The sequence below is a fragment of the Polaribacter sp. genome (assembly GCF_965656025.1).
In the GTDB taxonomy this organism is placed as follows: domain Bacteria; phylum Bacteroidota; class Bacteroidia; order Flavobacteriales; family Flavobacteriaceae; genus Polaribacter.
This window is the reverse complement of the sequence record NZ_CBFHJT010000033.1, coordinates 15,391-30,068: the sequence shown is the minus strand read 5'-3', so window position 1 is coordinate 30,068 and position 14,678 is coordinate 15,391. Positions and strand designations below refer to the sequence as shown.

At 29.2% G+C, this 14,678-nt stretch carries 16 protein-coding genes and 1 pseudogene; 6 read left to right on the top strand and 11 right to left on the bottom strand.

Going from position 1 to position 14,678, the window contains the following annotated elements:
- From ACTG3S_RS08065 to nadC, 7 genes and pseudogenes are all read right to left on the bottom strand, one after another.
- A pseudogene (locus ACTG3S_RS08065) lies at positions 1-1,132 on the bottom strand (glycosyl hydrolase); the annotation flags it as partial.
- A 176-nt stretch (positions 1,133-1,308) separates the two neighbouring features.
- On the bottom strand, positions 1,309-1,974 hold the full coding sequence (folE, locus tag ACTG3S_RS08060) for a GTP cyclohydrolase I FolE (RefSeq protein WP_439128842.1): 666 nt from the start codon (positions 1,972-1,974) through the stop codon (positions 1,309-1,311).
- A gap of 179 nt (positions 1,975-2,153) precedes the next feature.
- Complete coding sequence (gene hisS, locus ACTG3S_RS08055) at positions 2,154-3,524, bottom strand: histidine--tRNA ligase (protein WP_439128841.1); 1,371 nt, start codon at positions 3,522-3,524, stop codon at positions 2,154-2,156.
- Positions 3,525-3,644: 120 nt separating this feature from the next.
- The gene (locus tag ACTG3S_RS08050; protein ID WP_439128840.1) at positions 3,645-4,589 is read right to left on the bottom strand and encodes a YihY/virulence factor BrkB family protein; all 945 of its coding nucleotides are present in this window, start codon (positions 4,587-4,589) and stop codon (positions 3,645-3,647) included.
- 41 nt (positions 4,590-4,630) lie between these two features.
- A complete protein-coding gene (locus ACTG3S_RS08045) occupies positions 4,631-5,203 on the bottom strand; it encodes a pentapeptide repeat-containing protein (protein ID WP_439128839.1) in 573 nt (190 codons plus the stop codon).
- 12 nt (positions 5,204-5,215) lie between these two features.
- A complete protein-coding gene (locus ACTG3S_RS08040; protein WP_439128838.1) occupies positions 5,216-5,581 on the bottom strand; it encodes a copper resistance protein NlpE in 366 nt (121 codons plus the stop codon).
- Between the two features lie 11 nt (positions 5,582-5,592).
- The gene (nadC, locus tag ACTG3S_RS08035; RefSeq protein WP_439128837.1) at positions 5,593-6,450 is read right to left on the bottom strand and encodes a carboxylating nicotinate-nucleotide diphosphorylase; all 858 of its coding nucleotides are present in this window, start codon (positions 6,448-6,450) and stop codon (positions 5,593-5,595) included.
- 109 nt (positions 6,451-6,559) lie between these two features.
- Between nadC and rlmH the strand changes: the two genes are divergently transcribed.
- The gene (rlmH, locus tag ACTG3S_RS08030; protein ID WP_439128836.1) at positions 6,560-7,033 is read left to right on the top strand and encodes a 23S rRNA (pseudouridine(1915)-N(3))-methyltransferase RlmH; all 474 of its coding nucleotides are present in this window, start codon (positions 6,560-6,562) and stop codon (positions 7,031-7,033) included.
- 4 nt (positions 7,034-7,037) lie between these two features.
- Here rlmH and ACTG3S_RS08025 read toward each other — a convergent pair whose 3' ends face one another.
- Positions 7,038-7,724 carry a CPBP family intramembrane glutamic endopeptidase gene (locus ACTG3S_RS08025; protein ID WP_439128835.1) on the bottom strand — a complete coding sequence of 229 codons (687 nt, stop codon included), beginning with the start codon at positions 7,722-7,724 and terminating at the stop codon, positions 7,038-7,040.
- Between the two features lie 13 nt (positions 7,725-7,737).
- Positions 7,738-8,538 (bottom strand): helix-turn-helix domain-containing protein, encoded by an 801-nt coding sequence (locus ACTG3S_RS08020; protein WP_439128834.1) that lies wholly within the window; start codon positions 8,536-8,538, stop codon positions 7,738-7,740.
- A 227-nt stretch (positions 8,539-8,765) separates the two neighbouring features.
- Here ACTG3S_RS08020 and ACTG3S_RS08015 point away from each other — a divergent pair, with 227 nt between their 5' ends.
- The 4 genes from ACTG3S_RS08015 (at position 8,766) to ACTG3S_RS08000 (ending at position 12,349) form a co-directional block, all read left to right on the top strand.
- Entirely contained in the window at positions 8,766-9,344 is a 579-nt protein-coding gene (locus ACTG3S_RS08015; protein WP_439128833.1) for a non-canonical purine NTP diphosphatase, read from the top strand.
- Positions 9,345-9,392: 48 nt separating this feature from the next.
- The gene (locus tag ACTG3S_RS08010; RefSeq protein WP_439128832.1) at positions 9,393-10,421 is read left to right on the top strand and encodes a FecCD family ABC transporter permease; all 1,029 of its coding nucleotides are present in this window, start codon (positions 9,393-9,395) and stop codon (positions 10,419-10,421) included.
- Positions 10,422-10,432: 11 nt separating this feature from the next.
- Positions 10,433-11,230, top strand: coding sequence for an ABC transporter ATP-binding protein (locus ACTG3S_RS08005; RefSeq protein ID WP_439128843.1), 798 nt, complete (start codon positions 10,433-10,435; stop codon positions 11,228-11,230).
- 69 nt (positions 11,231-11,299) lie between these two features.
- Positions 11,300-12,349: a M28 family metallopeptidase gene (locus ACTG3S_RS08000; RefSeq protein WP_439128831.1), complete on the top strand. Its 1,050-nt coding sequence runs from the start codon at positions 11,300-11,302 to the stop codon at positions 12,347-12,349.
- 76 nt (positions 12,350-12,425) lie between these two features.
- On the opposite strand, the gene ACTG3S_RS07995 is transcribed toward ACTG3S_RS08000, so the two are convergent.
- Entirely contained in the window at positions 12,426-12,878 is a 453-nt protein-coding gene (locus tag ACTG3S_RS07995; RefSeq protein WP_439128830.1) for a DUF1569 domain-containing protein, read from the bottom strand.
- Positions 12,879-12,889: 11 nt separating this feature from the next.
- Positions 12,890-13,891 (bottom strand): DNA polymerase III subunit delta, encoded by a 1,002-nt coding sequence (holA, locus tag ACTG3S_RS07990; RefSeq protein WP_439128829.1) that lies wholly within the window; start codon positions 13,889-13,891, stop codon positions 12,890-12,892.
- A gap of 165 nt (positions 13,892-14,056) precedes the next feature.
- On the opposite strand from holA, the gene ACTG3S_RS07985 reads away from it, so the two are divergent.
- Positions 14,057-14,500 (top strand): type I restriction enzyme HsdR N-terminal domain-containing protein, encoded by a 444-nt coding sequence (locus tag ACTG3S_RS07985; protein WP_439128828.1) that lies wholly within the window; start codon positions 14,057-14,059, stop codon positions 14,498-14,500.
- The last annotated feature ends 178 nt before the right edge of the window (positions 14,501-14,678 follow it).

Below are 14,678 nucleotides of genomic sequence, written 5' to 3'. Positions count from 1 at the left end.
GTATTAGACGATTCATGACTTGACCTTCGTTGTAAGAAGCTGTCCAAGTTGCTAAACCATCATTTTCGATTTTAGATATTTTAGAGTCTAGAATTGCTGGACTAAAACCATCACTATAATTTGCTAAATAAGGAATGGTGGGTAAAATACCTTTAAATGCATTTTCTACAATAAAACTATTTTCTGCAAGCATTTTTAATTCTCCACGAACAGAACCATACGTGTAGGCATTTGGCACTGGAGCGCTTGAAGTTAAATTATACCATTGATGAGACAATAAACCCAATAACATTCTATCTTCAGTACCTTCTTTTATATCTGTTGATACTGAAAATGTTGTGGTTACTTTGGAGCTACTTTCGTTATAAGACCATGATGTAGTTGTATTTGCAGGAAAAACATAAGCATATTTTTGCATATCTTGAGCTACACTTGCAACGTTGGCTGTATTTTGTGGCAGCATTGCCATAGACCAATAGGTCTTTCCGTTTAAAGTTGATGTATACGTACTTCCTGACTGTAACCAAGTGCTTCCTGATGGTGCATAAAATACAAAGTCTTGACCACTTGAAGCATTTTCGATAATTAATAGCTCGTTATTTATAGACGCGTTTCCTGAGTTTACTTTAATAGCAACAACATCATCTGCATCTTTTTCATAATACACAAAAGGCATTCCAATTCCTGATGTTGCTTTTAATTCATTATCGCCATCTTTCCAGTTCATGGTAACTGTCCAATCTGAATAATCAGAAACAGTTGTTTTATCTGTATTTAGTCCTTGTAAACCCACTTCTATTGGTGCAGAATCGCCAATAACACCCCAAGGTATATAAGTAACAATTAAACCTGTATTTGTGGTTTTCATTGTCATTGGATAATTGAATAAATTATCTGCATGATTTTCTTTGATTAATTTAGACCACCAATCGTTAGTTGGTATTGGTTTCCCTACTGCATTACCCGTAATTTGTGGAGAACCTGATGGAAAACCATTTCTACCAGCGCTATCTGCTCCTGGATAAATATTAGTATAGCTACCACTACCAACTTGAGTAGTTTGTGAAAAAATAGCATTTGAAAAACAAAATAATAATATTGTTATTAAAGGTTTGATATAAGTATGATACATGTGTATATTATTTTTCTTAAAACTATAACTATATAAACAACAAACCATAAAAAATCCCTATACAAAAGCTATACACTATAAGTTAAAAAACAATACAACATATTAAATTACTGTTATAACAAAAAACCCGTTTTGACAAGTTCAAAAAGGGTTTTAAATAAATTATACTTAGTATTTTAAAAATGCGTATCCATTTGTAAATATTGTAAAAACTCTTTTCTAGTTTCTTTTTCTTTAAATTTGCCTCCAAATTCAGAAGTTACGGTAGAGCTTTCGATGTCTTTAATTCCTCTAGAATTTACACATAAATGTTTGGCATCTATTACACAAGCTACATCTTCTGTACCCAAGGCCTCTTGCATTGCTTGTACAACTTGCATAGTTAAACGCTCTTGTACCTGTGGCCTTTTTGCAAAATACTCTACAATTCTATTCATTTTAGACAAGCCAATTACTTTTCCGTTAGAGATATAAGCAACATGTGCTCTACCAATAATTGGTAATAAATGATGCTCGCAAGTAGAATACACAACAATATTTTTTTCTACCAACATTTCTCCATAATTGTAATTATTATCAAATGTTGATGCAGATGGCATGTTTTTAGGATTTAAACCCATAAACAATTCATTTACAAAAGCTTTGGCTACTCTTTTTGGTGTGCCTTTTATACTATCGTCTGTTAAATCCATACCCAAAGTGTGCAGAATTTCTTTTACACTTTCTTGAATTTTGGTTATTTTTTCTTCGTCAGAAATAGCAAAGGCATCAGCTCTTAATGGAGTTTTTGCAGACGTTGCCACATGGTTTTCTCCTATTTCTTCAATTCTTTCGTCATTCATTTTGCTGTTCAATTCAAACATTTCAATCGTTTATTATTGTGCAAATTTACGTGTTTACAACGTATTATTAATCTTTTAATATAAATTATAGTTATAATAGAATAATTATTGATAAGATAAAACTTAATAAACTTTCCATTAGATTTCTCAACTTCACTTCGTTTAGTTCGAAATGATTGTTAACTATTCTTTAATATATCTAATAATTTAGATAAAGAACAATTTGTCTGTTCTCCAGAAATCATGTTTTTTAAAGTAAATTCTTGATTTTCTATTTCTCTTGAACCTACAATGACTACAAACGGAATTTCACGTTTATTCGCATAATTCATTTGCTTTTTCATCTTGGTATCGTCAGGAAATAATTCTGACTTTATGTTTTCTGCTCTTAATTTAGCAATGGCCTTCATAGCATATAGCGCTTCATTTTCTCCAAAATTGACAAACAATACCTTGGGTTTTGGTAAGTCTACAGCTTTAAACAAACCTAATTCTTCTAAAACTAAATAGATTCTATCTAAACCAAAAGAAATACCAACTCCTGAAACCTCTTTTAAACCGAAAATTCCTGTTAAATCATCATATCTTCCTCCGCCACCAATAGATCCCATTTTTACGCCTTTTGGCGCTTCTACTTCAAAAATAGCACCTGTATAATAGTTTAAACCTCGTGCCAAAGTTACATCTACTTGTAAATTTGCAGATTGTAAACTTAATTCTTCCACAGAATTAATTACAAAACGCAACTCGTCTACTCCTTTTGTTCCTTCCTCAGAAGTTTGTAACATTTGCGCTAAAGCATCTAAATTTTCTTGATTTGTACCATCAAAAGAAAATAACGGTTGTACTTTTTGAATCGCTTCTTCAGAAATTCCTTTGGATAGCATTTCTGCTTCTACCTTTTCTTTACCTATTTTATCTAACTTGTCTAGAGCAACTGTAAAATCAATTAATTTGTCCTGCGCTCCAATAACTTCTGCAATACCAGATAAAATTTTTCTGTTATTGATTTTGATGTTGGTATTTTCTAAACCTAAATTGGTAAAAACAGTATCATATAACTGAATAAATTCTACTTCTTGCCATAAAGATTTACTTCCTACAACATCTGCGTCACATTGATAAAACTCTCTAAAACGACCTTTTTGTGGTCTGTCTGCTCGCCAAACAGGTTGTACTTGATAGCGTTTAAAAGGAAACGTAATTTCGTTTTGATGCTGCACCACATATCTTGCAAAAGGGACTGTAAGGTCGTAACGCAATGCTTTTTCTGAGATTTGAGAAGTTATTTTTAAACTATCTTTTTCAGATAAATAATTTTCATCCGCTTTTGCTAAAAAATCCCCAGAATTTAAAATTTTAAAAATCAACCTGTCTCCTTCTTCACCATATTTTCCCATTAAGGTCGATGAGTTTTCAAAACTTGGCGTTTCAATCGGTTGAAATCCAAAAGTTTCGAAAGCAGTTTTAATCGTATTCATAATATAAGTACGATTGGCTACTTCTGTTGGCGAAAAATCTCTAGTTCCTTTTGGGATGCTTGGTTTCATTTAATAGTTTTTAGTTTTTTAGTTTTTAGTTCTTAGTTCTTAGTGAGTTTTACTCAGAACTTAAAACTTAAAATTCAACACTCGCAATTTTAAATTGCGTTGGCAAATATCGTGAAAAACTTATAAATTTTGAGGACTTGTATAGGTTTTATTTCTTCTTCTTAAAGAGTAAATAGAAGCGTTTAACTCGAAACCTAAAAGCAAAATAATGGCATTTAACCATATAAATAACATCAATATTAAAAGTGTACCAATAGAACCATACAATTCATTATATTTTGCAAATTCGTTTACATAATACCCAAACAAATAAAAAGTTAACACAGATAAAATAGTGGTTAAAACAGCACCTGGAGAGAAAAATCGAGAATGTTTCCCTTCTTTAACACCATAATGGTATAACATGGAAACAGTTAGAAAAATCATGCTTAAAAAAATAAAACCACGTCCCATTTGCAACCAAATTAAATTGTCTTCTAACCAACCTAAGGTTACCAAATCTTTTAAAATTAATTCAAAAAAGAAAATAAGCACCACAGCAAGAAAAAGAAAAAGAACAATTACAAAAGAAACCAACATCGCTATAAAATAAGCTCTAAACACATTTCTAACTTCTTTTACATGATAGGAATATTCGAAACCACCAAAAATGGCATTCACACCATTAGTCATTAAAAAAATAGAACCTATAAAACCAAAAGACAACAAACCACCATATTGATTATTGATAATATCTATCAACACAGAATCTACAGCATCAAAGGTTTTGGGTGGTAAAACATCAGAAATGATAGAAAGTAAGCCTTCTTGAGCACCATCTATAGGTAAAAATGGTATTAACGTTAGTACAAATAATAAAAATGGAAAAATTGCCATAAAAAAACTATAAGCAATACCTCCTGCTCTTGTAGTTAAGGCGCCTTCTACAATACCAATAAAATACATTTCTAAAACGTCATACAAAGACATGCCTTCTAAACCTGGGACTTTTATTTTTTTCCCCAGTTTTACAAACCAACCAATAATAGGTATTTGCTCTAGTTTATCTTCTACTTGTTTTGTCATAAGCCCCTTTGTCCTTTAGACATTTCCCCAAAGGAGAATATTTAGTCAATAATAATTTTATATTTTAATAACAATCCTGTAACATTTTGTTTACTAAATTTTGCTCCTTTCAACTTATTTTCTTCAGGAATTATGTTAAAATTATATGCAGTTCTAAAATCTGTCTTTTCTAAATTTGTACGATCAAAAATAGCATTTTTTAAATCAGAATTATCAAATAGAGAATTTGTAAGTGTGGTTTCAGTAAAATCTACTTCTTCTAAATTGCACTTTAAAAATTTAGTATTTGGTATTTTTAGTTGATAAAAAGACGAGAAGTTCAACTGACAATCTGTAAATTGAAACTGTAATAAAAATGGATCCACTTCATTAAATTTTACACCAATCATTTTACAGTTTTTAAAAGTAACATCTTTAAAAGCAGTATCTTTTACTATTGTATTGCTAAAATTACAATCTAAAAACTCACATTCTACAAACTGAATGTTAGAGGCGTGAATACCTTCGAAATTACAATTTACAAACGTACATTGGTCATATTCTCCTTTTTTGATTTTCGTTTTTGTAAAATCAATTTTAGTATACTCTTGATTATCAAAATAATTATCCATCATAAATACAACAACTTATTTTTGCTTCATTAACTTATAATTTAATTCGCTTTCTATTTTGTTTCCAGCAATATCTAAAAGTTCTAAATAATTATCATGTATTTGATATTTATAACCAATTTTACTCAATAATTCTAGTTGATTATTTTCTATTTTATAAGTTCCTTTTTTTACAAAAGGTTTTTCATCACCTCTACCCAAATAAATCGTTTGTAACTTAAATGTTTTATCTTTATTTAATGTTAATTCATTATTGATGCCTTTGCAATTAGCACAAGGTAAAACTCCTTTGTAAAAGCCAACAACATTAATTTTTTTACTTTCGCAGGATACAAAAATTGTAAAAATTAAACCTATAAGTAGCACTGCTTTTTTAATCATTTTGCACCAATTTAAATCGCTTTTAAACTTAAATCTAAATTATACACAGAATGGGTTAAAGCACCTGAAGAAATAAAATCTACACCACATTCTGCATATTTTCGGATGGTTTTTTCGTTGATACCTCCAGAAGATTCCGTTAAACATTGGTCTCCAATTAAGGCAACAGCTTTTCTGGTATCTTCGTAATTAAAATTGTCAATTAAAATTCTGTAAACACCATCATTAGAAAGAATTTCTTTAATTTCTGTTAAACTTCTTGCCTCTACGATTATTTTAATATCTAAATTTTTTATTGCCAAATATTTTTTTGTTTTGGTAATTGCTGCAGTAATTCCACCAGCAAAATCAATATGATTGTCTTTTATCATTACCATATCATATAAGGCGAATCTATGGTTTTCTCCACCACCAATTTTAACAGCCCATTTTTCTAAAGCACGAATTCCAGGTGTCGTTTTTCTGGTATCTAAAACCTTGGTTTTAGTTCCTTTTAATAAATCTGCAAAAAAAGCTGTTTTTGTAGCAACAGCACTCATTCTTTGCATCGCATTTAATACCAAACGCTCTGCCATTAAAATGGATTGTGATTTGCCTGAAACATGAAAAACAATGTCTCCGTATTTTACTTTTTCGCCATCATTAATAAAGGTTTCTACTTCTAAATCTTTATCAACATAAGCAAAAACTTGTTTTGCAAAGGCAACTCCTGCTATAATTCCCTCGTCTTTTACCAATAATTTTGCCTTACCTGTTGCATCTGCAGGAATACAAGAAAGTGAGGTATGATCTCCATCTCCAATATCTTCTCTGATGGCATTTTTTATAATTAGGTCTAATTCGTTTTGAAATTGTGCTGCTGAAATCATAATTCGTTTTTATTGCTGATGTAAAAATAACATTTTAATTACGAATTAAGAATTTTCAATTAGATGAATTAATTGCTAATTATAGATTGATAATTCGTAATTTTAAGCCATGAAAATAAAACTACTTGCTATAGGAAAAACCGACAATAAAAACTTAATTAAATTAATCGAAGAATATCAAAATCGATTGAAACATTATATAAGGTTTGAGTTGGAAATTATCCCTGATATTAAAAATGTTAAGAATTTAAGTGAGTTACAACAGAAAGAAAAAGAGGGCGAGTTGATTTTAAAAAAACTACAAAATACAGATCAGTTGGTTTTGTTAGATGATAAAGGAAAACATTTCACCTCTATTGAGTTTTCTAAATATCTTCAGAAAAAAATGAATGCTGGCATTAAACAACTGGTTTTGGTAATTGGTGGCCCTTATGGTTTTTCGGAGGCAGTTTATAAAAAAGCAAGTGGAAAAATATCTTTATCTAAAATGACATTTTCGCATCAAATGATTCGTTTGTTTATTGTAGAACAATTGTATAGAGGTTTTACAATTTTAAAAAACGAGCCTTATCATCATGAATAAATGATTATTTATTTTCTCTTTCAAAGAAATAAGCAACAAAAACAATTAAAATTATAGGAACCAAAATTGAACTAACAAAAAAGTTGCATAAAGAGACCCAACCAATCAATTGATTTCCACCTTCTGAAATAAAAACTAACTGACCTAAAGGCCCTTTAGAAAATAAAGTGTTTTGTACAAAATTCCATCCTAAATGTATACCAAATGGTAACATAATAGACTTTGTTTTAGCAGCTGCAAAAGCAAATGCATAACCCATGAATCCTGTTATAACAAACACAAAAAACATCACTTGAATATTACCAAAAGCCCCATAAGAAAACCAGTGATATACGCCGAATAAAACAGCAGAAATTAAGATACTTTTTTGATCTCCAATTTTTTTTATTAAAACAAATAAAAGCGCTCCTCTAAAAATTAACTCTTCTGTAAATACAGACTTCACATCCCACCAAAATGATTTTAAAATGATATGTCTTGTAATATCTCTATTTAAAATCCATGTTGATTTTTTTAACCACAACTCTAAATACTGAACTAAAAAGCATAATATACCTGTAATTAAAAAACCTGTAACAAACTGTATTAATCTTAATTTTAAAGGTAAAAAACCTAAAGCTAAAATATTTTTCTTTTCACTTATATACAGAATTATCCAAGAAATTATAAGTGCTACTAAAATGCCTAACATTTAAATAAAAAATTTAATTTGAATTATTTTTAATTTCTGAAAGTACTCTATAAATTAAAATAATTTCGAAAATTTCTGCTATAAATTGAGTTATCAAACCAACTGGCGATAAAATGATTGCCAGCAAACAAATTCCTGTTACAATTTCTATAATCCCTGTCCATTTTGCTACATCACCAAAATCCATCAATCTCTTAAAACCCATCCCTAACAAAATACTTAAAACTCCGTAAGCAATTAGTTTTGCCATACCAAAAACACCTAAAAACTTTTCCCAAACATATAAAGATGTAACATCTAATACAGAGAAGAAAAGTGTAAAAACCAATATTAAAAAAGCACTTATTTGCAATAAATAATTTTGATACAATGCACCAATTATTGCAAAACCTCTAAAGAAAAAGAATAATGAGATATATGAAACCGACTTAATAAGTATATAAATGCTTTTAAAGGTAATGCTTTCTCGCTCAAAGCTTAAAAATTCTGCACCAACTTCAAAGAAACCCGCTATAAAATAAACAATCCCAAAAATGAAAGCAACATTTAGTTGCTGTTTAATTCTGTCTGATTTAATTCCTAAAATGTTATCAAATTTATCAGAAATGTATTTTTTTTCGAAAATGATTTCATAATCAAAACCCAAAACTTCTAAAATGGATTTTATGGTATAACTTCTTGGAGCTACATCACCAGCTTCAATTCTTTGTATGGTTCTAACATTAATATTGCATTGCGCTACCAATTCTTCTTGAGTAAAACCTTTTTGTTTTCTAAGCTCTAAAATTTTCTGACCTAATTCTGGCTGTTTCATAATATGTAGTTTTTTAATTTCCATACAATGTTAGCTTAGTAAATTATATTGACAAATTATTTGAGGACTTTTTAACCCGACATTTTCACGACAAATCAATAATAGCAATGGTTTTAGCGTTTTATATTTTTTGCAATTTACCTAAATTATTTTGTTTTATTTACATATTGATAGATAAAAATTCCCCTGTAAATTGTTTACATTTGCTAAAAATCAATACACTTTTAATGGAACTCGTTTTTGCAACCAACAATCTAAACAAACTAAGAGAAGTACAAGAAATGTTATCTAATTCAATAAAAATATTGAGTTTAAAAGACATTAATTGTTATGATGAAGTTGATGAAACTGAAAACTCTTTAGAAGGAAATGCAAAATTAAAAGCCAATTATATTACTAAGAATTTTGGTTATAACTGTTTTGCAGACGATACAGGTTTAGAAGTAGAAAGTTTAGATGGAAAACCTGGAGTTTATTCTGCTCGTTTTGCTGGTGAGCCTGTAAATGCAGAAAATAATATGCAAAAATTATTATCAGAATTAAAAAATAAAACGAATAGAAAAGCACAATTTAGAACAGCAGTTTGTTTAAATATAGAAGGTAAACAGTTTTTATTTGAGGGGATTTGCAAAGGTGAAATTTTAACTAAAAAACAGGGCGAAAAAGGTTTTGGTTACGACCCTATTTTTAAACCAGAAGGTTTTAAAGAATCTTTTGCAACAATGAGTTCTGAAGAAAAAAACAAGATTTCTCATAGAGGAATTGCAATTCAGAAATTGGTTGAATTTTTGAATAATTATAAATAAATATTTATAAATCTCACAAGTTTAAAAAGCTGTGAGTTTTTTTACTACATGAAACAAAAAAACTACAAAAAACAATTTATTCTTTTATCAATTTTACTGATAATTTTATTTTTTGTAAATGTAAGTTTAGGCTCTGTTTCCATTCCCTTTAAAGACATTTTTAACACATTAATAGGTGATTTTTCATCCAAAGAAAGTTGGCAAACAATTATTTTACAATTTAGGTTACCCAAAGCAATTACCGCTATTTTAGTTGGTTCTGGTTTATCTATTGCAGGTTTATTAATGCAAACTTTATTTAGAAATCCGTTAGCAGGTCCATTTGTATTGGGTATTTCTTCTGGTGCTAGTTTAGGTGTGGCTTTATTAATTTTAGGATCTACTATTTTTGGTGGATTTTTTATGAGCACTTCGTTTTCTAATTGGTCTATACCTATAGCTGCCACTTTAGGCTGCTTTTTTGTTTTATCTGCAGTAATTATTGCTGCAAATAAAGTTAGAAACACCATGTCTATTTTAATTATTGGTTTAATGTTTGGTAGTGTAACTTCTGCAATTATTAGTGTTTTGGCGTATTTTAGTAGCTCTGAAAAAATTCAGCAATACTTATTTTGGAGTTTTGGTAGTTTGGGCAACCTCTCTTGGTATGAAATACTTATTTTTACTAGTATTTACCTTTTGGGCATTACAGGTACAATTTTTATTATAAAACCTTTAAATAGCTTTTTATTAGGAGAAAATTATGCCAAAAGTTTAGGAATAAATGTAAAAAGAAGTAGAAACATTATTTTGTTAATTACCAGTATTTTAACAGGAGTTATCACAGCTTTTGCTGGCCCAATTGCTTTTGTGGGTTTGGCTGTACCACATATTGCTAGAATTGTTTTTACCACCTCAAATCATAAAATATTAATCCCTGCAGTATTAATTTTAGGTGCCATCATTATGCTAATTTGTGATTGTATTGCACAGTTACCTACAAGTGAATTTACCTTACCCATCAATGCAATAACCTCATTATTTGGTGCGCCTATTGTAATTTGGTTGTTAATAAGAAAGAAAAAAATATTTGTTTAAAAATTTATATAATCACTAAAAAAGAACAACATATCATTTTAAAAACCAAAGATTTATCTATTGGTTATCAACAGAAAAAACAGCAACAAATTGTTTTGTCTGATATAAATATTGCTATAAAAAAAGGGAAATTAATAAGTATTTTAGGGAAAAATGGTAGTGGAAAATCGACACTATTAAGAACACTTTCTAAAGTACAAAAACCAATTACTGGCACAATTTTTTTTGAAGATAAAAATTTAAACAACTACTCAGAAAACGAACTTTCTAAAAAATTAAGTTTGGTGTTAACAGAACGTTTACCAGAAAGTCAACTAACTGTTTTCGAAATTATTGCTTTAGGTAGACAACCTTACACCAATTGGATAGATGCCCTAAGCAAAGAAGATCTTTTAAAAATAAATAATGCCATAGTACAAACTGAAATTACACATTTAAAGAATAAAAACTTTTATCAATTAAGTGATGGCCAATTACAACGTGTATTAATTGCAAGAGCCTTGGCACAAGATACAGAAGTGATTATTTTAGATGAACCTACAGCACATTTAGACTTGCATCAAACCATTAATATTTTTACATTACTTAAAGATCTAGTAGATAAAACTGGTAAAACAATTATTTTATCTTCGCATCAAATAAACTTAGCGTTACAATTATCTGATCATATAATTTTATTAAAAGATAATAAGTTGTTGTATGGCAGTACAGAAACATTAATTTCGAACAATGCATTTGATGATTTGTTTCCAAATAAATTATTAAAATTTAACAAATCCTTACAACAGTTTGTAGTGAACAAAAATTAATTTTGATACCCATGTAACTTTTTGTTACATTTGAGTACTAATTACAACAAACAAATACTTTTTTAATCGATGAAAAAAATACTTTATGTTGCTAGTGCAGTCGCTTTTATGGCTTGTGGTTCTAGTAAAGATGCGTCTAATGACGATGCAAACGTAGATCAGGCTGCAAAATATGCTGCAACAATAACTGCAAAAGATTTAGGAGCACACCTTTTTACATACGCTTCAGATGAATTTGAAGGAAGAAATACAGGTGAGCCTGGACAGAAAAAAGCGGTAGAATATTTAAAAAACTTTTATGTTTCAGAAGGCATTGCATCACCTTTAGGTGGAGATGATTATTTTCAGGAAGTGCCTGCTGAATGGATCAATAAAAATACACGTAGAGGAAAGTTTAAAGATTCTGAAAACGTAGTAGCTTTTATTGAAGGATCAGAAAAACCAGAAGAAATTGTTGTTATTTCTGCACATTTAGACCATGAAGGGATTAAAAATGGAGAAATTTATAATGGTGCAGATGATGATGGTTCTGGAACAGTAGCGATTTTAGAAATTGCACAAGCATTTCAAATGGCTGCTAAAAATGGAAAAGGTCCAAAACGTTCTATCTTATTTTTACACGTAACAGGTGAAGAGAAAGGTTTATTAGGTTCTAAATATTATGCAGATGTAGATCCAATTTTTCCATTGGCAAATACGGTTTGCGATTTAAATATTGACATGGTTGGTAGAATTGATGATAGACACAAAGCCGACCCTAACTATGTATATTTAATTGGTTCAGACAAGTTAAGTACAGAATTACATGATTTATCAGAAAGAATAAACACTAAATACACCAACATCAATTTAGATTATAAGTATAATGATGAGAACGATCCTAATCGTTTTTACTACAGATCTGACCATTACAATTTTGCAAAAAACAATGTGCCAATTATTTTCTATTTTAATGGTACACATGCAGATTACCACAGACCAACAGATACACCAGACAAAATTAACTACGAGTTGTTAGAAAATAGAGCTCGTTTGGTATTTCATACAGCTTGGGAAGTTGCCAATATGGATACAAGAATTATTGCTGACAAAGCAGAAGTAAAAAAAGATACAAAATAAAATTTTTTACAATTATAAAAAAACCAAGCAATTTTAATTGCTCGGTTTTTTTATGTAAATATTGTACTTTTATTATTTAAACTCCAAATTGAGTTAAATGATGGTCTAAATGTTTGTAAAATGAGTTATTCCATTCTTTGGCTGTTAATTTACCAAAAGAGTGAGATTCTTTTCCCTCAAAGTGGTTCTCGCCTAATTGTTGGGTTTTCTCTAAATAACCGAGTAAACGCTGTTTTTCACTTTCAAAATCTTTTTCTTCTGTAATTAAAAATTGTGGTGCCGTTTTTCCGTTTTTAGGATATGGCTTTTCTGATACTACTGCATTTTTAATAAATGATTTTAAAATCCATCTTGTAAACTTGTTTGGTTTTGGATGGATGTTAGAGTACACCATTTCATAAGTTACATTACAATGTGCCAACATCTGGCCTACAGACATTTTACCCCAACTGGGTTGTGTATCTTTTAATAGATTTTCGATTCTTTTTTTTACTTCTTCAGTAACTTCTGTGTTAAAAATATTTTTCATAAAAAGTATTTTTAATGTAAAATTTTAAACAATAACTCCTTTAAAATGTCTTCTTGTGATTGGTTTGCTCCTACACCTTTGCTTTTAACGTCCGCATCTCTTAAAGCAGCAATAACTTGTGCAACTTTTCTCATAGGAAAGTTTCTGGCAGCTAAAAAGTATTCATCTACAAAATACGTGCTAACCCCTAAAGCTTTAGCAACAGAATTTTTAGATTTATCTTTTAAACCATGAAATAGCAATAGTTTGGTAAAAAAACCGTTGAGCAAAGAAATTGTCATTACTGTTGGGTTTTTCTTAGGGTTTTCTACAAAATAATTTATAATTCTGTTGGCTTTTAATACGTTCTTCTCTCCTATTGCTTTCTTTAACTCAAAATTATTAAAGTCTTTAGAAATACCAATATTTTCTTCTATGTGTACGTCTGTAATAATGGTTTCTTTTGGTAAAATCAACATCAGTTTGTCTAGCTCATTGGCAATTTTACTTAAATCTGTTCCTAAAAACTCCACCAACATTAAAGAGGCTTTGGGCTCTATTTGATATTTTTTTCCACTTAAAACTCTACGAATCCAGTCTGAAACTTGATTGTCGTATAATTTTTTACTTTCATAAACCAAACCTGTTTTTGCAATAGCTTTGTGTAACTTTTTTCTTTTGTCTAGCTTTTTATATTTGTAATTTAAAACAAGAACTGTAGTGGGTTGCGGATTTTCTGCATAAGAAACCAATTTTTCTATACTTCTGCTTAAGTCTTGTGCTTCTTTAACAATTAAAACTTGTTTTTCTGCCATCATTGGATAACGCTTAGCAGCACCTACAATATCTTCTATAGCAACATCTCTACCATACATTATTTGTTGATTAAAGCCCTTCTCTGCTTCATCTAATACATTTTCTTCAATAAAATCAGAAATTCTATCTATGTAGTAGGGCTCATCTCCCATTAAAAAATAGATAGGCTTTAATGCGCCTTTTTTAATATCGGAAACTATTGCGTTAATTTCGTTCATAAATACAAATGTAAATTTCTTGCCTTAAATTGACGAATAATTTTAAAAATCTTATCAAAATTTATTTATAGAATATCATAAGTAATGATTTTAGATATTATATAATATATATCTAAATACTTTTTTATTTAATCGTTTTAAATTGTGATATTCGTAACAATGAAAATGCAAGAATTAAATTTACCTTTTTTCCAATTTAAAATCAAAAACAAGGAAAATAAAACACTTATTTTTGATAGCTTAAGAAAAAAATATCTGGTTTTAACTCCAGAAGAATGGGTTCGTCAGCATTTTGTAAAATACTTAATAGACCACAAAAAATACCCAACTACTTTAATAGCTTTAGAAAAACAATTGGTGATTAATAATCGAAAAAAAAGAACCGATATTTTAATTTTTGATGCGAATGGCAAACATGATATAATTGTAGAATGCAAAGCGCCATCCATAAAAATTACACAAGATACTTTTGATCAAATTGCGCGTTATAATTTAAAATTAAGAGCAAATTATCTTATTGTTACCAATGGTTTAGAGCACTTTTATTGCAAAATGGATTTTGATAACGAAACTTATATTTTTTTAAAAGACATCCCTAATTACAAGTAATTTTCTGGTTCTATATTTTTTATTTCATATAATAATTTCCTTTTTAAATAGTAAATGTTGTTGATTATTAAGAAAAAATTAGAAGTTTAATAATTTTTAAAATGTAAATTCGCAACCTTGAAAACAGCAATTGTCATATTAAATTGGAATGGACAAAAACTACTTGAACAATTTTTGC